This window comes from Cytobacillus dafuensis (assembly GCF_007995155.1).
Lineage (GTDB): Bacteria > Bacillota > Bacilli > Bacillales > Cytobacillaceae > Cytobacillus > Cytobacillus dafuensis.
Window position 1 is genome coordinate 4,745,498 of the sequence record NZ_CP042593.1, and the last position, 21,798, is coordinate 4,767,295.

The window sequence follows — 21,798 nt, forward strand, 5'->3', positions numbered from 1 at the left end:
TCCCGTCTTTTCGCTATATGATGTCTGACACCGAAAATAACTAGAAGCATCGGAAGGAACTGATGTTGCGCAGGTCTGTTCCGTAGTATACCCATCGATTCCTTCTCCAGCGCCACCCAGCAACAGAGTTTCTTCCAACAAATGTTGGATAAAACCAGAAGTTGCGGCCACTTACCAGCCAAATATAAGTAAATCGGAACAAACAGCCACGTATAGCACCTGGATCTACAGCAAAAGGAGTAACCTGCTGCATTTGTGGTGTGAAGGTTGGGGGAGGCATGCTTGGCGGTCCTCCTTGCTGTCCAGTTGGGACTCCACCTGGGTTGCCAACTGGCATTCCTCCTGGCATCCCGCCTGGCATTCCCCCTGGCATCCCTCCTGGCATTCCCCCTGGCATTCCTCCTGGCATCCCGCCTGGCATTCCTCCTGGCATCCCTCCTGGCATTCCCCCTGGCATTCCTCCTGGCATCCCGCCTGGCATTCCTCCTGGCATTCCCCCTGGCATTCCTCCTGGCATCCCGCCCGGCATTCCTCCTGGCATCCCGCCTGGCATTCCTCCTGGCATCCCGCCTGGCATCCCTCCTGGCATTCCCCCTGGCATTCCTCCTGGCATTCCCCCTGTCATCCCTCCTGGCATTCCTCCTGGCATCCCGCCTGGCATTCCTCCTGGCATCCCGCCTGGCATTCCTCCTGGCATCCCGCCCGGCATTCCTCCTGGCATCCCGCCCGGCATTCCTCCTGGCATCCCGCCTGGCATCCCGCCTGGCATTCCTCCTGGCATCCCGCCTGGCATTCCTCCTGGCATTCCTCCTGGCATTCCCCCTGGCATTCCTCCTGGCATTCCTCCTGGCATCCCGCCTGGCATTCCTCCTGGAAACATTCTTTCATCAGATATAGACACTTCTTCATCATAAGGAAATGAATAAGGATAGTTTCTAAAATCCATAGGTCTTTACCTCCTCTCTTTATGCCTTCCTTTTAATGTATGCAAATCGCCTACAATGGTGTTTGACAGAAACCTAATGGATATTTCACTTTAAGACGTGAATAAAGTGAAACTTCCATCAGTGGGGGGTTATCTTCATCCCCCACTGATGGTTAGTTGAACCAATCGGGCCTTTACGGGCAGTTGATCCCCCACTTACTCTTCTTTGCATACACGAATCCTTGAAGTGGGGGTCTTACTGCCCGTTAATCTGCGATAAACTTAAACATACCTTTAGCCAAGAACATGTCTAATCACTTAGATCCTTCAGCAGCCTTTTGTAAAATTTCCGAGCGAATGCTATTTCTCAAACTATCAACGATCGCAAAATCCATTGCATGAATATATATATCTTCTAATTCATCCCGCAGCGTTTTAGCATGAGCTAAATGAGAGATAGATTCTTTCATTTTTCCTTTATATTGCTGGCTAACTTCCTTTATTTGTTCAGCAAAAATTTCATCTGTACCAGGCGTGACTAGAATTTCATACATATCAATAATTTCATCTCCTGCTCGGTCTGGAAAATATTCATGAGGGCTCGTGCTATCAAAGATCGCAAAACCAAGCTCACGAAGAATCAGCATATCCAGACTATGAGGATCAAATCCACAATGATAAATTTCAATATCAAAGCCTCGTTTCTCCGCCTCTGCAGCTATTTTCTTTAGCAAAGTAGATTTCCCAGTGCCCGCACGGCCTTTAATAAAATACCGTTTCGGAAGCCCCTCTGTAAGATTCGGAACAAAGTCCACTGCACCCTTTGGTGTTGCTGCTCCTAAAAAACGGTGCTTCACATTCGATTGCTTATTTAAACACATATTACCGAAAAAAGATTGAATGAGCTGGTTCGTCAGCTGATCGGCTTTTGCAAAATCCATATTGTCAAAGTATATGTTTTCCCATTTGTCATGTATTTTTAGTGCTTCACTCAATTTATTATAAGCAGTTTCAAAGGATTGACTGACCTGCTCGGTAAGATTCTCAATTTCTTCTTTTCTCACTGCTAGCGCTTTTGAATCCCAAGCTTCTCCAAGATTGACATATTCCTCAATCGCTCCAGGTGCCTTCGGTTCAATGACATGAGGAGCTGTTCCATCTACAATCCCTACCTTGAGCGCAGGGATGATTACCCCGTCTATTGAGTTATTATCTGAAGAACAATGAATGTACTCAAGATCGTACCCTTTATCTGCCCATTCTGAACCGATTGACTTCATTAGCGATGATTTTCCCGTTCCAGGACCGCCCTTTAAAATGAATAACCGTTCGAGCCCTTGCAGGTTTGACTCGAATAAGCTGTAAAAACCACGTGCTGTATTTCCTCCGCCATAGTAATTTAATATTTTTCCAGCCACTATTACACGTCCCTTCCCGTTCAATTGCCTAATTTGTATTCATCTTTACCATATGCAAAAAAGCATTGATGGGTGAAAGCCTATCTTAACGGCTCACTACTTCCATTGCTCATGCATTGTCCTTTCGTTTTCAAAAAAAAAAGAAGTGCAGAAATCTTTTCGATTTTGCACCCCCATCTTCTTACTAATCTTTACAAATATCTTCTAATTTAGCTTGTATGACTTGAATCAGATCTTCAGTAGCTATTTCAATTTGAACACCTATTTTACCGCCGCTGACAATTATTTCCCCAAGCTCAGAGGCTTGTGTAGCAATAAAACTTGGATATTGCTTTTTCATGCCGATTGGTGAGCAGCCGCCGCGGATATAACCCGTATGCTTTTGGATGTCCTTGACCGGAATCATTTCAATCTTCTTTTCGCCTGCCGCTTTTGCAGCCTTCTTTAAATCGAGTTCTTCTTCGACCGGAATGATGAATACAAATAATTGCTTGCTCGTTCCATGAGCAACAAGTGTTTTAAAAACCGCCTTTGGATCTTTATTGATTTTTTGCGCGACTGAAACGCCATCAATTTTCCCATCTTTATTATCATAAGTCATCAATTCGTATTTTACTTTTTTTGCGTCAAGAATACGCATTGCATTTGTTTTCCCTTGAGCCATATTATCACCTTACAAATTTTTTCCTCTATTTTATCATTTCTTTTTTTAGATTTCGCACGCTAATAGATTTTTTTGTTTTTTCTGTCAATAATTAGTTGAAAAATGCTATTATATAGCTAAGGATCTTCATACTTTTTCACATTTAATCAGTAGGCATAATAAGTATTCACGATCACATTGATGAGAGGTAAATTTGAATGTTGGATAAGATTAATGTAGAGAATCCACAATTATTCATCCATGCTTTTGAAAACGCCGGAATCGGAATGGCGATAATATCACTTGATGGAAAACTATTAAAAGTAAATCAGTCTCTATGTACTAGTTTCGGCTATACAGCGGAAGAGGTACTGCATTTATCGATGAAAGATCTTTTGCATCCCGACGATTTAGCTATTGATAAACTTATTATTCAAGAATTGACAGAAGGAAAAAGAAAATCATATCAAATGGAAAGACGTTATATCCATAAAGACAACCATGAAATCTGGGCAATTATGAATGTTTCGTTAGTAAGGGATGAGAATGATCAACCTCGTTTCTATATAAGTCAAATCCAAGATATTTCGGTTCAGTTACGTACTGTGGCAAAGCTGCGAGAAAGTGAGGAAAGGTATCATCGTTTAGTTGAAGAATCCCCAGATGGAGTTATTATACTAAAAGAAGAAAGATGTGTTTTTATTAATAAGACAGGGGTTGAACTTCTTGGTCTGAGCAGTAAAAAGGACATTATCGGAAGAACCATTTTTGATTTCATACATAAGAAGGATCACAAGGCGTATAAAAAAAGAGATTTTTGCAGAGAATCGGTAGGTCCTTTAGAAAAAAGGTTTATACGTATGGATGGAAAGATTATCACTGTTGAACTAAAAGCAATTCCAACCACTTTCCGGGATGAGCCTGCTGTACATGTAAACATTAGAGATATTAGTGCGAGTAAGAAAGCACAGGAGCTTATGATCAATTCAGAAAAGCTGACGATTGCAGGGCAATTAGCTGCTGGGATAGCACATGAAGTTAGAAATCCTTTAACTGCCATCAAAGGCTTTTTTCAAATGATGGAGAAGGACGTAACGGAAAATAAACTGTACTTCGATGTGATTGGCTCTGAAATTAATCGAATTGAAGTCATTCTGAATGAATTATTATTACTTGCCAAACCGCAAGAAGCGAAATTTGAATTCAAAAACATAGAAGTAATTTTAAATCATGTCCTTACATTATTGGAATCCCAAACAAATTTGAATAATATCCAAATCATTAAAAATATTGAACCTAGCATCCCACTTATTAAATGTGATGAAAACCAATTAAAGCAAGTATTTATAAATTTCCTAAAGAATTCAATTGAAGCGATGCCTCGGGGCGGCATGATCCATATTGATGTGCTCAAGCAGTCTCCCACGTCCATTCTAATTCGAATTGTGGATCAAGGTTCAGGTATTCCAGAGCATTTATTAAATCGCATAGGCGAACCTTTTTTTACAACAAAGGAAAAAGGGACTGGCTTAGGGTTAATGATTTGTAAAAATATTATTGAAGAGCATAAAGGGAAGATTAAAATTGAGAGTTCTCCTAGCGGAACTCGCATCGAAATCCATTTCCCAACTTCATAATGTTCATAAGAAAAGCAGGGATTAACCTGCTTTTTTCCAATTATGTAGCTTATTAATCCTTTTTCACAAATGTACTTGGCATCACGACTGCAACAACCTCACCACGTGCGCAAACGTCGTCGTTCACAAATACCTCAACGTCTACTTTCCACTTTTTCGGATGAATTTCTTGAACCGTTCCAACCGCTTTTAACGGCACACCGAGTGGGGTTGGTTTAACGAAGTCTACTTTTAATGAAGCTGTCACAAACCGCGCTGGCTCTGTCCCATCCCCAATCTCATGACCATTTTTACGGTGCAAGGCTAATGCTGCTGATCCAGTCCCATGACAATCAATTAGCGAGGCAATTAAGCCGCCGTAGACAAAACCCGGAATTGCAGTATGCTCCTGTTTCGGTGTATAAATGGTTACCGTCTGCTCCCCAAGCCATACTGTTCTGAAATGATGACCACTCTCATTTTGGCGCCCACACCCATAGCACCATGCAAAATCATCTGGATAATAATCTTGAACTGCATTCTGGATTTTCCCTTCCATTTCCTCTCCCCCTTTTTAGGTATTATATATCATTTGAACAATGGCAGGAAACCTTCAGGTATTTCAGAATGGCCATTTTATGAAAAAATTCTTTTTTATCTAAATAAATTTATTATTTTAAAAAAACTTATTTTTAATTGATTATTTACAAAATAACTAGTATTATCAATGTTTATGCAGGATTATTTATTTTTTTGCAAATTTTGTTTTTGACAATTAAAAACAATCAAAAGTATTATAGTATAACATAAGGAGGTTTTTTCATGGCAAACTTTGATAAACAAAAAATTGTTGAAAGCGTTCCCCAAAAAGGCTTCTTCGGTCATCCTAAAGGCCTATTCACATTATTCTTCACAGAGTTCTGGGAACGATTCTCTTATTATGGAATGAGGGCAATCCTTGTTTTCTATATGTACTATGAAGTCTCTAAAGGCGGTTTAGGGCTTGATCACACTACTGCCCTTTCAATAATGTCCATCTATGGATCATTGGTATACATGTCTGGAATCATTGGCGGCTGGTTTGCTGACCGGATTTTCGGAACATCGAAAGCCGTATTTTATGGCGGAATCTTAATCATGCTTGGTCATCTTTGCTTAGCTATTCCCGGAAATGTCACACTATTCTTTATTTCTATGGTATTGATTGTGCTTGGTACGGGATTATTGAAACCAAATGTTTCAAGTGTTGTTGGTGAAATATATAGCGAAGAAGATAACAGACGCGATGCTGGATTCAGTATTTTCTACATGGGAATTAATCTTGGAGGATTCCTCTCTCCGTTAATTGTCGGAAGTGTGATGGATTATAGCTTCCACTTAGGCTTTGGTATTGCTGCAGTCGGAATGTTTTTTGGACTTTTAATTTTTGTTTTTACAAAGAAAAAAAACCTCGGCCTTGCCGGAACAATTGTCCACAATCCACTGTCACCTGCTGAGAAGAAAAAAGTATATACAATATTTGGAGCAGCTGTAGTTGTTCTTGCTATCCTCATTGGTATTGCCATTCCTACTGGTTATCTAACATTTGATAGCTTTATTGCTCTTGTCGGAATTCTAGGTATATTAATCCCGACTACTTATTTTATTGTCATGTACCGCAGTCCTAAAACAACAGCTGTGGAGCGTTCAAGAATTATCGCTTATATCCCTCTGTTCATTGCAGCAGTTATGTTCTGGGCGATTCAAGAGCAAGGTGCAACCATCCTTGCCAGCTATGCGGATACACGTACACAATTAGAATTTGCAGGCATTGAAATTTCACCTGCTTGGTTCCAATCACTAAACCCATTATTTATTATCATTTTTGCACCTATGTTTGCATGGTTATGGGTGAAATTAGGGAAACGCCAGCCATCTGTTCCACAAAAGTTTTCATTAGGTCTATTGTTTGCTGGTTTATCATTCCTAGTCATTCTTTTACCAGCATACTTCGGCGGTGCTGATGCATTAGTAAGTCCACTATGGCTTGTTCTTAGCTATTTCATTGTTGTTCTAGGTGAATTATGCTTGTCCCCTGTTGGATTATCAGCTACAACTAAACTAGCACCTGCAGCATTCTCAGCGCAGACTATGAGCTTATGGTTCTTATCAAACGCTGCTGCACAGGCTATCAATGCACAACTTGTTAAATTCTATACGCCTGAAACAGAAATAATGTACTTTGGAATCATTGGCGGAGCGTCTATTGTGCTCTCCATCATCCTTTTCGTATTAGCTCCAAAAATTCAAAGCTATATGAAGGGCGTTCAATAATATTACTTTAAAAAGGACAGGCATCCCCTGTCCTTTTCTATTTTCTACTATGTTAAACTTCCCTGTTGATTTCCGCTTAGGCACTCGCTTTCCGCGGGCGGTCCGGAAGCCTCCTCGTCACTATCGCTCCTCCAGGGTCTCCCTTTGACTCGCTTCTCCCGCAGGAGTCGCGCGCCTTCCGCTCCAATCAACAACAAAAGAGCATAAAAAGAAAAACTTTATCTTTTTTTGCTCCTTATTCTATTAAATGTCCACTTCAGTCCCTACACCTGCTTGAATAGCTTTTTCGTAGGCAGCAGCGGCAACGGCAAGGTCGAAATAAGCAATACCTACTGATTTAAAAAATGTGATCTCATCTTCTGTTTCTCTGCTCGAAATTTGTCCGGTTATCAATTCCCCAAGCTCACCATGCAAGGCAGAAAAGCTCCACTCCCCGGCCTTTGCAGGAATAATGAAGTCACCCGCTTCATCCTTCACTCCTTCTATTGTATCGGCAACAATTTTTGAGCATTTCAAAAGCGTTTCGACATCTACTTCCTGCATATGAGGGAGATAGGAGCCTACTCCGTTAATATGTGTTCCCGGCTGCAATGCCTTCCCTGAAAAAACAGGGGTTTCGGAACGGGTGCTGCAGATGACAATTTCAGCTCTAGACACTGCCTCATCCGCTTCATCCATGATGATGATTTCACCTTCATACTCTGGACTGAAATCGGCAATTCTTTCAGCAAAGGAATGGGCCTTGTCTTTTGTCCTGTTAAATAACATGATCGTCTTAATGTCTCGAACCTCAAGCACCGCCTGAAGCTGCTCCTCTGCCATTGCCCCGCAGCCGATCACAGCTACTGTTGAGGCCGTCTCCTTCGCAAGGTATTTCGTTGCAATACCACTTGCTGCTCCAGTGCGCAGCCTAGTTAAATAAGATGCATTCATACAAGCAAGGTGATCTCCATTATTAGTGTCACTCAAGACAATCATCCCTTGTGTTGTTTTCTTTCCTAAAGATGGATTATGTGGAAAAATGGTCACTACCTTTACCGCTGTTTTCCCAATTGGTTCCATTGCACTTGGCATATAAAGTGCAGATGCGCTTTTTTCAGGGAACTCAAGTACAGTTCTGTGCGGATTAAGAATTTTCCCCTCCATGTAGTTAGATAATGCCTGTTCTAAATCATGAATCGCATCCTTCATCTTATATAAAGAGCGAATCTGTTTTTCTGATAATATAAGCATAGCGCGTTACCTTCCTTCTAGATTAAAGAACCGCTTCAAGGGCGATTCCACTAATATTAGTAGCTTCCGAGTCTAATTCCTCATTCTTGCGATCACGAACAGCTGCTACTGCAATAAGGGAAATAGCTGAAGCTAATATGATATAAAGCGCAACCGGTACATAAGAATTTTCATAAGCAAGCAGTGCTGTTGCTCCCCCATTTTCTTTATTACATCATAACGGTTGCTCTACTACTTTACAATACTAAAATCTGATTATTTAAATATTTTAGCATATTGATCAAAATGAAAAAGGAATCTCCTAAAAAGGAAATTCCCTGTCTTATTAACAATCTATTTTTCACCATATGTTTCGTAAGCCATTTTCATGATAATTTCTTTATGCTAAGGTAGCGTCAGGAAACCGCATTTATCTTAACTCTTAAAAAGAAAACCTTAGTCTATCAATGCTTTAATCATTGTTGCCCTCTTTTGTCTGAAGATTCTAATTATTTTCACCTCAGAAAATAATATGGTTTAAAAGGTAAAAATTATTGACTGCCATTTTTATTTTTGCAAGTGTTCCAATTTATCCGGATTGGCCACCATATAAATACGCCAAATTTTATCATCTTGGAACTCCATCGAGATGACATAAGCGACATAGCCATTAATTGATACGACAACGCCTGGATATCCATTTACAACTTCGAATTCCATTCTTGAGTTTTCAGGTAGCTTTTTCATAATGCTTGTAAACAAAAAGACAATTCGCTCTGATGTATAGATTGGATTTAGCGCAGCTTTTACTTTGCCACCTCCGTCAGAAATAAATACAGAATCTGTCTTCATTAACTCCAACATTTTATGAATATTCCCTTTTTGTAGCGCCATCGTAAATTGTTCTACGCTGCTTCTCATCGATTGGAAATCCAATGTAGAAGCTTTCGGGCGGTTCTCCATGCTTTTTTTGGCTCTGTGAAAAATCTGCCTGCAATTGGTAGATGATTTTTCAATAATAACTGCAATTTCTTCATAGCTATACTGAAAAACTTCTCGTAATAGGAAGACAGCTCGTTCATCTTCAGATAACTGCTGCAAAAGCAAGAGATAAGCGGTCGAGATAGATTCCTTCATCAAATAAGTATGAAAAGGGTCATTTTCTGCATCTACCAATGGTTCTGGCAGCCACTCTCCAACATAAACCTCGCACTTACTAGCAACTGATCGCAATTTGTCTATAGAGCTATTCATCACGATCTTACATAAATACGCTTTCTTGTTTTCAATGACTTTTTCGCTGCTAACACGGTTATACGTTAGGAACGCCTCTTGTACAAGATCTTCTGCATCCGCAACACTTCCCGTCATTCGGTAGGCGATCGAAAATAACAAAGGTTTATACGTCTGATACAATTTTTCAGTCTCCAAAACGATTAACCTTCCTTTGCTAAAATCATTTCGTTTGCTTTTAAAATTTCTCGCGCTGCACGCTTCCCACTCGCAACTGCAGCATCAGCTAATACTTCTTCATGTCCTGCCCAATCTCCTGCTATAAAGATTCCTTTCATTTCTGGTATGCTTGGACCCGGATTTTCTTTTCGTTTTACATGTGGAAAATCATGCGATACCGTTAGTTTCGGTAAAAATTGTTGCACTACGACTTCTTTTCGCCATCCGGGATGAAGCAAATCCATTACTGATTCTAATTGTTGCTTATCTGCGTTTACGTTAATTTCTTCCATTGGATTATGGTATTTTGCTAAACTTACAACCAATGTTCCGTCCTCACTTAACTTTGCAGCCCTTGATTGGTTTGTGAAAAACAAAGCTTGGTCGAGTCCTATCGCAAATTGATGTTGTGGGTTAGGTAACTTTTTAATCCCTATATCTAAACAGCATGCCGTAACAGGAATTGCTTGTTTATTCCATAGACGTAACGAAGTATGTTCTGCACCATTGATCATATTCATTGTCTCTTTTGGAGGGGCTGCAACGATACAATCAGGAACGTGAATGACCGTACCATCTGAGCATTGTATGATTTGATATTGCTCATGATGATCAATATTTGTTACATTTTTGTTCGTTAATATTTCAGCCCCCCACGCTTCTGCCTGCTTCTTAAGTTTTTGGACAATCGTTTCCCAACCTCCATCAACATATAAGACACCCGCATTTAATGAGCGCTTCACCTGCTTCAATACTGGCTTTGCAAGCTGTAAAGTCGAGGCATTCGTATAGGAAGTCAAACGACAAATCGAATAAAATATATGCCTCACCATCGGATCGGATATTTCAGAATCTGCCCACTCCTTAAGGCTAACTTCCGGAATGGAATAAATATTTAATTTCATAATCTTTAACATTAATTTGCCGAACATAAATTTAGCTTTCCACGATATAAGTGTTGATGACATGATCGATGAAAAATCTGTTGGAATGACATGAACGGCATGATTTAAAATGCCGTGAATATGAATAGCTTTCGTAGCATTCCCACCTGGAAGAGATATTCCAAGTTCAGTTAAAATGTTTGTAGCATCCCCTGACATATACAATCCATGCGGTCCCAAGTTCATAAGAACCCCATTTTTATCATTTGTCATCGCCCTTCCACCTAGATGATTCGATTTTTCCAAAACAACGACCTTTTTTCCTTCCCTCACCAATATATTAGCTGCTGTCAACCCAGCCAATCCTCCACCCACGACTGCAACATCATATTTAAACATAAAAAATCCCTCCTACATTTATTCTGTAATCAAAACGAATGAGGAAAGGATTTTGTGACAGCCAATAAAAAAAACTTTGTATTAATATTTCATAGTGAAAAGATAATATAAAGAGCGAAAAAGTTATTTCTTTTTCTTATTACTACTAAAAAAAAAACAAAACTACTAATCTTTATCGTATTATTTTCCCTGTTTATGTATAATCTACCTATCAGAAAATTTAGTATTTTAGGAGAGATGACAATGGGAACGAACACCATTCAAAAGGTTAGACAAATTGGAGTACCTGTTAAAGATTTAGAAAAAGCCATTGGTTTTTATAAAAATCAGCTTGGGCTCCCGCTTCTTTTCAATACAGACAGTATGGCATTTTTTGAGTGCAATGGGCTTAGATTGCTTCTTAGCCTGCCCGAAAAAGAGGAATTTGCTCACTCAAGCTCTGTTATTTATTTTCAAGTTGAAAATATTAAAAAAGCTTATGAGGATCTTATCGACAAGGGAGTTAGCTTTATCGATGAACCTCATGTTGTTGCCAAAATAGGTGATACAGAAACGTGGATGACCTTCTTTAAGGACTCAGAAGACAATACCCACGCTCTCTTAAGTGAAGTGCAAATACAGGATTTCCCCTTGTAATCAAATGAATTTTCAGTTATATTGTATACAATTAAATACTTTCTTATTTCAAGATCATTTGAAGTGAGGATAGAGGCGCAAAAACCATCAGTACATAATCGGAGGATAATGAGGTCCTAGGATGATTATGGAAAGGGGAATTTGCCGAAGCTTTTTTAGAATCTCATGTTCTTAAAGCTGGGTCTGTGTTGAATAAATACAGGACTGTCATATAGGGAACTATATGGAGGGCTATCGCACAGGAAACGATTATTGTTATTTTATTGTTTCTACTGCAGCAGCGAGTCCCTCGTTGCTGCTTTTTTGCGTTCCATTTCGAGCAGCCCTATCACCTCTAATTTTAAAAAAAATTAAAAAGGGTGTGAAGTAATGAATTTTGGCCAAGTTTTAACAGCCATGGTTACCCCATTCGATCAAAATGGGGAGATTGATTTTCAAGCTACTCGAATTTTAGTGAATTATTTAATTGAAAATGGTTCAGATGGATTGGTTGTGGCAGGGACGACAGGGGAATCTCCAACCCTAACGGTGGAAGAGAAAGTTGAATTATCTAAATTTGTTGTCAAAGCAGTAGACGGCAGAGTCCCAGTTATTGCAGGAACAGGGTCAAATAATACAAGAGCTTCAATCAGCTTAACAAGACAGGCAGAGGAAGCTGGTGTTGATGGAATTATGCTCGTAGCTCCATATTATAACAAGCCTTCTCAAGAGGGATTATTCCAGCACTTTAAAGCGATATCCGAATCAACAGCATTACCTATCATGCTTTACAATATTCCAGGCCGAAGCGTAGTGAACATATCAGTAGAGACAATTGTTAGACTATCAAAGATTGAAAATATTGTAGCTGTAAAGGAAGCAAGCGGCGACTTAGATGCTATGGCAAAAATCATTAGCGATACAGCAGATGACTTTACGCTATACAGTGGTGATGACGGGTTAACATTACCAGTTCTAGCAATTGGCGGAGCAGGAATTGTTTCTGTTGCTTCACACATTATCGGAAACGAAATGCAAGACATGATCAATCTGTTTAAAAACGGTGATGTCGAGGGTGCAGCTTCAGCCCATCGCAGCCTTCTCCCGATTATGAAAGCATTATTTGCAGCCCCTAGCCCATCACCGGTAAAAGCAGCTTTAAATATGAGGGGAATATATGCTGGTGGTGTTCGATTGCCATTAGTTGCATTAAACAATGAAGAAAAAAGTGCACTTGAAGAAGCACTCCAGCCGATTCTAATTAGCGACCAAAAATCTTGTTAATATATTCTAAAAAATTTAAAGCCGGAGAGCTTAACCTATTCTCTCCGGCTTTTTAATATACCCTATCATGTGTTCAATTCTTGAAAGAAATATTCTTTTATCGCAGATTAACGGGCAGTAAGACCCCCACTTCAATGATTCGAGTAAAACAATGAAGAGTAAGTGGGGGATCAAACTGCCCGTAAAGGCCCGATTGATTCAACTAACCATCAGTGTGGGATGCAGAAAAACCCCCACTGATGGAAGTTTCACTTTATTCTACTTATTCATTTTAGCAAGAAAATCACCCAGCAGGTCATCTAAATCATGTTCTGTTTCGTCATTTTCTTCATCTGCAATAGGATGCTGAGCATGTTTTGCGCTATCCCAATCAAATGTATCTAAATCATCATTCACTATGTCTAAATCCGGGTCTGAGGCTGTCTCCTCAATAAATTTTGATTGGCTGCCAACATAGGAAGCTGCAACTTCGTGATCTTTTATTGCTGTTTCTTCTTGGAGATACAATGCTTCATTTATATCTAAAGAGTTACTATTTAATGAAGCTAGTAATGAAACAGATCGAATGGGGTCAGTTAACAGCTGATAAATAATATTTCCGAGCAATGCCTCTGAATGTTCATGCTTTAACCAATCTCGCTGGGATTTATTTAATCTATGTGGGAGGGGAATTGTGATTGTCTCCCTTTCCCTTGAATAAGATTTCCCGACTCCTTGTAGGACAAAATCAGCAATTTTACTTGAGAAATTTCTTCTTTCTGTTTCCTTTAGCTTTTGCAGATGCTTTAATAAATGGTCAGGTGTATCAGAAGGGACGCGAAAAGAAATGGCTTGCCCCCTCTTAATATTTCCCGATTTAGACTTATCCATAGAATCACCTTAGCTCTTAACAGGCTCTTTGACCGCTTTCGGCTTCTCTGTTTTCCTTACAAAATCGGTAATTAACTTATAATAAGCATTGGCCATCATCCAAATACTTTCTTTTTCATCTTCAAAAAAATCAATATTATAGCCATCTAAATTATTATTTAATGTTTTAATATATTCCTTTAGAACTGCGGCTCCTCCCCCTACAAAATAGCAGATTTCAGTTTGGGAGTTTTTCTGCCATACATTTCGCAGCAACCGATATTGTTTTTTTGCTAAATCAAGAAGGATTCGATCTGTAATATCATGAACGCTTGTCCGGCTGCCTTTAACCATAATATGATTACGGTCATTTTTCTTCGTAATAATTTCTACCACATCTCTGCGGCTATCTAATTCAACACCATGCTTGGATCTGATTTCTTCTCTTATCGCTTCCAATGATTCCGATACTCCGAGATTAAAGCCTTGTGCCTTATCATCATCGACATTTCGATTCTTAATGACCGCGATATCTGTTGACAAGCCCCCGATATCTTGAATGATAATCCTTTTATCAATTAAATCTTTATTAATAATCTTAAGTTGATTGTCTATCACAAGGTTAATATAGGCCGCAAATCCTTCGGGATACACCTTTACTTCGCCAAATTTAATATTCACTTTAAGTCCTTGGTACTTTGGTGTAACTAGAAATTCAACCTGATGGACTGAGCCCATTAATTTCGAGCGATATCCCGCGTCCTTGCCTTCCTTTACTTCACGAAGAGGAAGACCAGTTCCTAGCGTATAGTTGGCATCAATCACATTTTTCGTCCGTTGGAAAATGTCCTTATTTTCCTCCCTTACCGCATCTAATGCCAATGTGGCAAAGAGCATAACTAACGTCTGATCTTCCTCAGACTTACTGCTGCCCGGATCAAGTTCTGCAGCATTATTGCTTTTTGTAGCTAGCATACCGATTCGATATATCACGTTATTCTCTTTCAATGCTGGTGAGTGCACCTTAATATGAATACCATCTAGCGGATTTTTACTATCTAGCTCTTCAATTCCGATTACGGGACGATCTTCTGTATCCCTTGCGACAATGTTAGGAATATTTAATTCGTACTCTAATTCCCCAAAAATAGACTTAACTGAATCATTTCCTACATCAATCGCTGCAATTCTGGATTTCGTCATAAATACATCCTTCTCCTCAATCAATAAATTTATTTTTATTAATAGTTATGTATGTTGTGTGTTTCTGTATTAAGGTTAAAGGGGCTGAATACATTCTTCAATAATACCAACCGAAATTAAATCAAATTGTAAATTTGTAAACAACTCGTAAACTGGCAGTCATTTTGTAAACAATCCGTATACATCGATGACAAATTTGTACACGTATTGATATAAAAAGAAGTAAACGTGATTGCATACATGTAAACGCATATGCATACACTTTGTTTACTTTTTGTGTACATGTAAACATTTTTGTAAACATATTAAAATGCTGCTTTAAAAATGATAAACTGCCCTATCTAGCACTGTTAAAAATTCCTTGAACACTATGCTAGATAGGGCAGTAAATTTGTATCGGCAGTGTCTACCTGTCAAGTGACTATAGATATCTCTCCGACTCTAGAGTTCATTTTAATTTGTTCACTTTGGTTAATAATTGATTCAGTAGCTATACATTATGAAATTGATTCAAGTTTTATTTATAGATAGAATGAAATGAAGAAATAAGTTAATAATCACAAAAATCACTTTTAACTTTGTCGTATATATCGTGTTAATTTAAACTAGGAGGTTGCAGCTATGGACTTAAAGTTATCTGGAAAAAAAGCACTAATTATAGGAGGAAGCCGTGGCATTGGTAGAGCGATTGCCCGCCAAATGGCTCTGGAAGGTGTCGACTGTACGATTTGTTCAAGAAACGAATCCTCGCTAAAAATCGCTGCAGAAGAATTGGCACAGGAAACAAAAAGAAATATCTATCCGATTGTTGCAGACACCACGAATCCTGACTCTATCCTAAAATTAGTTGAAAATTCAGCTGCGGCGATGGGGAGTATTGATATTCTAATCAACAGTGGGGCACGTGTTGGCGGTCAAGAGCCAGAGGATTTTAACAGCATTAAAGATGAACTTATTCTGAAAGATTTTGAAGAAAAGTATTTGGGCTATTTTCGCAGTATTCGTGCTGTAGCACCTTATATGATCAAAAATAATTGGGGACGTATCATTAATATAAGCGGTCTGGCTGCCAGAATAGGCGGCAATTATTTTAGTTCCGGTCCGCGTAATGTATCTGTTGTTCATTTAACAAAATCTGCATCAATGGAATTAGGGAAGCACGGAATTACCGTCAATGCGATTTATCCAGGGATTGTAAGTACGGAAGCATTTAGAGAACGGGTTACGGATGAGGATGCTTTACGCCAGTTCGCGTCGATGAATGCGCTCGGTCGCTTGATTACAGCGGAGGAAATTGCAAATGTCGTTACCTTCCTGGCTTCACCTTTGTCTGCATCGATTAGCGGCGATGTCATTTCAGTAACCGGCGGCATTGGAAATACCGTTTATTACTAAAAAGTTAGGACGATACTTTTAACTGTAACGCAGATTTTCAAGAATACGATATGGAGTCTTTTAAAAAAATAGAATTTTAGAAAAACGGGCCTCGTTATAATCTGAGGCTCGTTTTTTTAAGCAGAACAACCCACTACTCGGCCGTAACGCCTTTGCAGATAGTTTTGTTGCAAAATTAACATGAATAAGAGAAAAAAAGCAGCCCTTCCATTCTTTTTAAGAACAGAAGGGCTACTACTATTTTTTCAACAAGGAATAATGATTGCTTTCATCAATTGAACAGACTTAGAAACTGTCCGTATCCCTCTTCTTCGAGCTTATTCTTAGGGATAAACCGAAGCGCGGCTGAATTAATGCAATACCTTGAATGATCAGGGCCAGGTCCGTCATCGAATATGTGGCCTAGGTGAGAATCGGATGCTTTTGCTCGCACTTCAATCCGCCGCATTCCGTGTGAGGTATCAAGTTTTTCTTCAATTTCATTTCGTCGTATTGGCTTCGTAAAGCTTGGCCAACCACAGCCAGCATCATATTTATCTTTTGAGCTAAAAAGCGGCTCACCGGAAATGATGTCGACATAGATCCCGTCTTCCGTTTGGTTCCAATATTCATTTCGGAATGGCGGCTCAGTACCATTTCTTCTTGTCACCTCAAATTGAATCGGCGTCAGTTCCTTGCGCAATTGCTCATCATTTTTGCGGTTTGACCAGTTCTCGCGGATAAACCTCGCTCGGCCGGAACCCTCTTTATAAAGATTATAGTGAAACGAGTTCTTTTTGTAATAATGCTGATGTTTTTCCTCCGCCCTATAAAAAGGACCTGCCGGAAGAATCTCTGTTACAATCTGCTTTTGAAAGCGACCACTCGCAGCAAGCTCAAGCTTCGAAGCATCAGCTAATTCCCTTTGTGCTTCATTATGATAAAAAATAGCCGTTTTATAAGAATGGCCACGATCATTGAACTGTCCTTCTGGATCTGTTGGATCAATCTGCTGCCAAAACAGCTCAAGTAGTTTTTTATAAGGAAACACACTTGGATCAAATGTAATTTGAACCGCTTCATAATGCCCTGTTGTATCTGAGCATACCTCTTCATATGTAGGGTTTTCTGTATAGCCTCCCGTATAACCCGAGATGACCTCTTTAATTCCCGGCTGTTCATCAAATGGCGCTACCATGCACCAAAAACAGCCTCCCGCAAATGTTGCCAACTCATATTGTTCAGGCATTATTTCCAACCCCTTTCATTACTTTTATAAAATTCACCTTACTGCTCTTCATCTAGAACATTTCACTTATTTTAATTATAGTATAACCATATTAAAAACATTAGAAAAACTTGGAGTTCGCCAGGCCCTTTTGGCGAATGCCTTAGTTTTTCTTATGCGATCTTATTAGCAGATATTTTATTGAAAACACACTTTACTTTAGTACGTTAATAAACTATAACTTTCCTGTTAGCTTAGAAAAACTTGGCGTTCGCTAGGAATACTCGTTTCTCTAATGCGATCTCCTTACTAACTAACCAATAAAAATCCCGCACCTATATAGGACGGGATTTAATTCGCATTTTGTTTAAAATGGTTTGTTTGGCTCGTATGTTGGCTGCTGGTTTTGCGCTTGGAAAGCTTGGCTCTTCGCTACCGCTCCTTGCACACCTTCTTCTAATGAAAACTCTGTATCCGTCTTGTCAAATTGCCCTGCTTGATTTTGTGCTGCAATTACTTGCTGTTGTTCTTCATTTGCATTACGATTCTTCGGCATGTCATTACTCTCCTTTTTATCAAAAGTACATTTATAGATTTTCCAAAGGAGCAGACATTATTCGTCATGACCTAGCATCAATAGTTTATCGCAGATTAACGGGTTGTGAGACCCCCACTTCAAGAAGTTGAGTTGAGTTAAGAATAAATTTCTAAGTGGGAGATCAACAGCCCGTAAAAGCCCGACGACGGACACGATGTCCTAGTCAGGCGAAAGCCACAGGACGTGGCGTTTTGAGCGTGATTGGTTCAACTAACAATCAGTGGGGGATGAAGGAACCCCCCACTGATTGAAGTTTCACTTTATATGAACTAAATTTTGAAAACTATTCCTTCATATCCAATTGGATAACTAACTCTAATTCTTTCATTTCCTCCTCATTTCCTTCGTCATCTCTAACGAAAGGTAAGATCGTGAAGGATTTCGGTATCTTCTCCATTGGAGGTAGTGCCAAGACGACTTTTCTACCGTATTTACCTGACATCCCTATTTGCTGATCAAGGCCTTCATATACCTTTCCTTTGTCATCCTTTATCACGTATTCAAACCACGGCCAGGTATCGTTCTCATCCATTTCTTTCGGGTAATCTGAAGTTAAATCAATTCTCGTTGAAAGCGGAGAAAACGTAATTTTTTCAGCTGTATGAGAATAAATCTGATCAGATGTACTTGCCTTTACCCGAGGGTGAAATTCTTGAATTTCCCCTTGAACTTTTTTCAAGGGGAAGTCCACTTTCCACTCACCAGAATATCCAAATAAATCTTTACCTTGTACTGTAACATCAATGTTGTCACCAAACTCATTAAACTTCGATAGAGTAAACTGGTGGTACTCGATAATCGTATTTTCGTTTATGGGATCCTGAGTCGTCGATCCAATCGCCACTTCGGGTTGTTTCCCGTTGATTAAGACTTCATTATTGCCTACTTTTGTCTCCTCAAGGGACAATGCATTCTCTCCCGTATAAGCCACTGTTACAATTAATCGTCCACCATCGTAAACCGCTTCCTTCACTGTCATGGTTAAACCATTTTGACTATCTTGTTTTTCAATGACTGTTGCTAATTTGTCACGCTGTAATTTATCAGAAGAAATATCGCGAAATTGCTCATAAATTGGACCAATGATCGGTACTTTTGCTAATGCAGTGGCCATCCCTGTTGATACGAAGCCAGAGCCTAAAATAGAGACACATAATCCACAGGCGACAAGAATCGAATACCTCGCCGCTTTTCCAGCCTTTCTTTTTTTCTTCGCTTGAAAAATTGCTGCCTTTTCTCTAGCCACTAACTTTTGAACAGGAACCTCAATGTCATTCATATATTGATGAATCTTATCTTTATTCATAAATATAGCCCTCCTTCAATATCGGTCTCAGCTCTTTTTTTGCTCTGTTTAAATGAGACTTCACCGTGCCTTCTGGATAATTCATGATGTCAGCAATTTCTTTTATTGATAAATCATGATAATATCTCAACAAAATGATGGCTTTATATGTAGGAGACAAATGATTAAAGGCTTCTGTTAAATCCAATGAATAGGTGATAGTATCAATATTTTCTTCCGTCATTAGCTGTGAAAACAACTCTTCCTTATCAGTTGGAAAATGCTTTGACTCTTTTCGAATAAAGTCAATTGCTTTATAGATAAGAATCTTCGTAATCCACCCTTGAAATGCTTCCGGTTTTTTTAATGTATTCAGCGTCGTAAATGCCTTATAGATGGTTTCTTGATAAATATCAAGAGCATCTTGTTCATTTTTTACATATGAATATGCAGTTCGATATAATTTATGGCGAACTGAGCTTATAAGTTGTTCAAATGCTTCTTCGTTTCCCTTTTTCGCCTTTGTTACTAAATTTGCAATGTCCATTCTTGTTTTTCCCTCCTTTTCACAATAAAGTCGAATGGGAACGTAAAATCGTTGCAAAAAATTAATTCAGTTGTATTTACTACTGAGAAAAAAGTTGCTACTGATCTTATGTAAAACCTTACTAGAAATAAAAATAGGGTTCAAACAAATTAATTTGTTTGAACCCTTCTTATTGGATCGTGACTTATTTCTTAGGAAGCTTCTCTTCCTCCATATAACGGTAGACTGGGATCTCATCTCCTTTTTGAACAGGGATGAAGTTAAAGGTGATATAGCTATCGACTGACTCAGGTTCTAAAGCTAATGCGATAAAGTTTGCATTTGGCTGAGCCATCGTGTACACATAGCTGCCTTTAGGGAAGTATTTGTTTTTCTCAGTTACCTCTGTTGTCACTTGATTTGTATAATGTCCGTTCTCTAAAGTTGTTGAAACTTTATTATCTGTAACTTTGTAGCTTTCAACTGGAAGAATCATTGGCTTATCAAGCTTTTGGACCTTTACTCCGATGATTTCCAGTTTGCGTGCAATGTCATGATAGGCAGGCGGCATAATATAGGCAGTCGGACGCTCTCGTTCTAGTGTTGCATAGGCTTCTGTGGAATCCATCCAGTCAATCGTGATTGCGTTTCGCTCTCCTTTTGCCAGATCAACGACATCTAAAGTTTGGTCTTGGATCAGTTTGTTTTCGCTCTTTATCACAATTTTATCCTGATCATTAACCCGCTTTCCTTTTTCAATGACTTCATTGCGAGCATCATTAACGATTTTTTTAACCCTATCTGCATTTGCCACCGTTGATTTAATGAAATTCGTTTGAGCAATCATTTGAGCATAAACGCGACGTTCAAAGTCTGCGCGTCCGATATTAATGCCTCGGGTTTCGATTAAGTAGGCTAGCGTATTTTTTAAGCCAAGCGCATTTCGGCCAATGCGTGCTTCTCCGGTTCCTTCAGTAGCCACAAGCTTTCCCTTGTCATTTTTGCTAAGAGTGTAGTAATCATTGTGAGTCAACTTTTCTTTATCCAATTCCTTCATAACGTCAGGAAGAAGGAGATTTTCTGATGCCATACGAAGCTGTTCTGGAATGTTCAAGTTTTTTCCAGATGTAATAAGCACGTCGTAGTAAGTAATTGATCCTTTTTCTCCATAATCCTTTAATACACTTGGATTTACGGTATATTCATGTGTATCTAACACTACCTCAGGCCGATACTCGTTTATGGCTTTATGTATTGCCTGTACTTCAGGATATTCCACCTTCATATAATCACGGTTTGCATCAAGATTAGTCGCATTAAATCGCTTGAAATAATAAGAGCCATCTGGATTAATACGGGGGACAATGACAACATTCACCTTATCAAGAACATCACCAAGCTTCCCTTCCGCCAGTAGCTGTGCCACGACAAGGTTGGACTCTCCTGCAGCTGGTTCATTTCCATGAATTTGTCCTTGAATCCAAATGAGCGGCTTTTTCTTATTTTCTTTTACTTTTTTAGGATTGTCTTTTGTGAATATTAGCAATGAAATGTCTCTGCCTTCTAACGATTTACCAATGGTCTCAAGATAAACATGCTTATATTTGTTTGATAAATTTTTCAAAAAGGACATCATCTCTTCCTGGCTTGTGAACACGGTTTTTCCTTTTTCAAATCCAGGAGTGCTGAATTTCATGCCTGGCATTGGAAAGAGATAGGCAATGTATTCTGGTTGGACAAAGCTAGGTCCTGTCCCATAATAAGGTGTAAATTCAAGATCCATCTGCTCTGCAAACACAATTCTCTGAATCTCAATTCCTGAAAAAGGAAATATAGAGCTAAAGATAAGTACTGCAGCTAGTAAAATAACACGGAACATTCTTTCATCTCCTGTTTGTATAATGATTCAAATTCATAAAAAAAAGCTATCTTAAAGGAAAAGTTTATACTCCTTTTAAGATAGCCCTTTTGATT

At 39.1% G+C, this 21,798-nt stretch carries 19 protein-coding genes, 1 pseudogene and 1 riboswitch; of the genes and pseudogenes, 5 read left to right on the forward strand and 15 right to left on the reverse strand.

Annotated elements, in window-relative coordinates; all coding sequences use genetic code 11:
- Nucleotides 1-40: 40 nt before the first annotated feature.
- From FSZ17_RS23835 to ybaK, 3 genes are all read right to left on the reverse strand, one after another.
- A complete protein-coding gene (locus FSZ17_RS23835; protein ID WP_228460256.1) occupies nucleotides 41-946 on the reverse strand; it encodes a hypothetical protein in 906 nt (301 codons plus the stop codon).
- Between the two features lie 293 nt (nucleotides 947-1,239).
- On the reverse strand, nucleotides 1,240-2,343 hold the full coding sequence (locus tag FSZ17_RS22485; protein ID WP_057772645.1) for a PRK06851 family protein: 1,104 nt from the start codon (nucleotides 2,341-2,343) through the stop codon (nucleotides 1,240-1,242).
- A gap of 184 nt (nucleotides 2,344-2,527) precedes the next feature.
- Nucleotides 2,528-3,007 carry a Cys-tRNA(Pro) deacylase gene (ybaK, locus tag FSZ17_RS22490; protein WP_057772643.1) on the reverse strand — a complete coding sequence of 160 codons (480 nt, stop codon included), beginning with the start codon at nucleotides 3,005-3,007 and terminating at the stop codon, nucleotides 2,528-2,530.
- 197 nt (nucleotides 3,008-3,204) lie between these two features.
- Here ybaK and FSZ17_RS22495 point away from each other — a divergent pair, with 197 nt between their 5' ends.
- On the forward strand, nucleotides 3,205-4,623 hold the full coding sequence (locus FSZ17_RS22495) for a PAS domain-containing sensor histidine kinase (protein ID WP_057772642.1): 1,419 nt from the start codon (nucleotides 3,205-3,207) through the stop codon (nucleotides 4,621-4,623).
- 52 nt (nucleotides 4,624-4,675) lie between these two features.
- On the opposite strand, the gene FSZ17_RS22500 is transcribed toward FSZ17_RS22495, so the two are convergent.
- A complete protein-coding gene (locus tag FSZ17_RS22500; RefSeq protein WP_057772640.1) occupies nucleotides 4,676-5,161 on the reverse strand; it encodes a PaaI family thioesterase in 486 nt (161 codons plus the stop codon).
- A 263-nt stretch (nucleotides 5,162-5,424) separates the two neighbouring features.
- Here FSZ17_RS22500 and FSZ17_RS22505 point away from each other — a divergent pair, with 263 nt between their 5' ends.
- A complete protein-coding gene (locus FSZ17_RS22505) occupies nucleotides 5,425-6,915 on the forward strand; it encodes a peptide MFS transporter (protein WP_057772637.1) in 1,491 nt (496 codons plus the stop codon).
- A gap of 243 nt (nucleotides 6,916-7,158) precedes the next feature.
- Here the strand turns inward: FSZ17_RS22505 and FSZ17_RS22510 are convergent, their stop codons facing one another.
- The 4 genes and pseudogenes from FSZ17_RS22510 to FSZ17_RS22525 form a co-directional block, all read right to left on the reverse strand.
- Nucleotides 7,159-8,148 (reverse strand): ornithine cyclodeaminase family protein, encoded by a 990-nt coding sequence (locus FSZ17_RS22510; protein WP_057772635.1) that lies wholly within the window; start codon nucleotides 8,146-8,148, stop codon nucleotides 7,159-7,161.
- 22 nt (nucleotides 8,149-8,170) lie between these two features.
- Nucleotides 8,171-8,341 (reverse strand): annotated as a pseudogene (locus FSZ17_RS23840) (MFS transporter); the annotation flags it as partial.
- Nucleotides 8,342-8,694: 353 nt separating this feature from the next.
- Entirely contained in the window at nucleotides 8,695-9,558 is an 864-nt protein-coding gene (locus FSZ17_RS22520; protein ID WP_057772633.1) for an RNA polymerase sigma-70 factor, read from the reverse strand.
- 5 nt (nucleotides 9,559-9,563) lie between these two features.
- On the reverse strand, nucleotides 9,564-10,862 hold the full coding sequence (locus FSZ17_RS22525) for a phytoene desaturase family protein (protein WP_057772632.1): 1,299 nt from the start codon (nucleotides 10,860-10,862) through the stop codon (nucleotides 9,564-9,566).
- Nucleotides 10,863-11,105: 243 nt separating this feature from the next.
- Here FSZ17_RS22525 and FSZ17_RS22530 point away from each other — a divergent pair, with 243 nt between their 5' ends.
- Together FSZ17_RS22530 and dapA are read left to right on the forward strand one after the other, a co-directional pair.
- Nucleotides 11,106-11,498, forward strand: coding sequence for a VOC family protein (locus FSZ17_RS22530; RefSeq protein ID WP_057772630.1), 393 nt, complete (start codon nucleotides 11,106-11,108; stop codon nucleotides 11,496-11,498).
- A 62-nt stretch (nucleotides 11,499-11,560) separates the two neighbouring features.
- A riboswitch (Lysine riboswitch) is annotated at nucleotides 11,561-11,740 on the forward strand.
- 127 nt (nucleotides 11,741-11,867) lie between these two features.
- Entirely contained in the window at nucleotides 11,868-12,761 is an 894-nt protein-coding gene (gene dapA / locus FSZ17_RS22535) for a 4-hydroxy-tetrahydrodipicolinate synthase (protein ID WP_057772628.1), read from the forward strand.
- 258 nt (nucleotides 12,762-13,019) lie between these two features.
- Here dapA and FSZ17_RS22540 read toward each other — a convergent pair whose 3' ends face one another.
- Complete coding sequence (locus FSZ17_RS22540) at nucleotides 13,020-13,631, reverse strand: hypothetical protein (protein ID WP_057772626.1); 612 nt, start codon at nucleotides 13,629-13,631, stop codon at nucleotides 13,020-13,022.
- A 9-nt stretch (nucleotides 13,632-13,640) separates the two neighbouring features.
- Nucleotides 13,641-14,813 carry a ParM/StbA family protein gene (locus FSZ17_RS22545; protein ID WP_057772624.1) on the reverse strand — a complete coding sequence of 391 codons (1,173 nt, stop codon included), beginning with the start codon at nucleotides 14,811-14,813 and terminating at the stop codon, nucleotides 13,641-13,643.
- Nucleotides 14,814-15,434: 621 nt separating this feature from the next.
- Between FSZ17_RS22545 and FSZ17_RS22550 the strand changes: the two genes are divergently transcribed.
- On the forward strand, nucleotides 15,435-16,208 hold the full coding sequence (locus FSZ17_RS22550; RefSeq protein ID WP_057772621.1) for an SDR family NAD(P)-dependent oxidoreductase: 774 nt from the start codon (nucleotides 15,435-15,437) through the stop codon (nucleotides 16,206-16,208).
- A gap of 271 nt (nucleotides 16,209-16,479) precedes the next feature.
- On the opposite strand, the gene msrA is transcribed toward FSZ17_RS22550, so the two are convergent.
- The 5 genes from msrA to FSZ17_RS22580 all read right to left on the reverse strand — a co-directional run bounded on the left by msrA (nucleotide 16,480) and on the right by FSZ17_RS22580 (nucleotide 21,703).
- Nucleotides 16,480-17,436: a peptide-methionine (S)-S-oxide reductase MsrA gene (gene msrA, locus FSZ17_RS22555; protein ID WP_057772620.1), complete on the reverse strand. Its 957-nt coding sequence runs from the start codon at nucleotides 17,434-17,436 to the stop codon at nucleotides 16,480-16,482.
- A 346-nt stretch (nucleotides 17,437-17,782) separates the two neighbouring features.
- Nucleotides 17,783-17,971 carry a hypothetical protein gene (locus tag FSZ17_RS22560; protein ID WP_057772617.1) on the reverse strand — a complete coding sequence of 63 codons (189 nt, stop codon included), beginning with the start codon at nucleotides 17,969-17,971 and terminating at the stop codon, nucleotides 17,783-17,785.
- Nucleotides 17,972-18,296: 325 nt separating this feature from the next.
- Nucleotides 18,297-19,319 carry a DUF4179 domain-containing protein gene (locus FSZ17_RS22570; protein ID WP_057772616.1) on the reverse strand — a complete coding sequence of 341 codons (1,023 nt, stop codon included), beginning with the start codon at nucleotides 19,317-19,319 and terminating at the stop codon, nucleotides 18,297-18,299.
- The gene (locus tag FSZ17_RS22575) at nucleotides 19,312-19,845 is read right to left on the reverse strand and encodes a sigma-70 family RNA polymerase sigma factor (protein WP_057772613.1); all 534 of its coding nucleotides are present in this window, start codon (nucleotides 19,843-19,845) and stop codon (nucleotides 19,312-19,314) included. The genes FSZ17_RS22570 and FSZ17_RS22575 overlap by 8 nt, the downstream gene beginning before the upstream one ends.
- Before the next feature lie 184 nt (nucleotides 19,846-20,029).
- A complete protein-coding gene (locus FSZ17_RS22580) occupies nucleotides 20,030-21,703 on the reverse strand; it encodes a M14 family metallopeptidase (RefSeq protein ID WP_057772611.1) in 1,674 nt (557 codons plus the stop codon).
- Nucleotides 21,704-21,798: the final 95 nt, after the last annotated feature.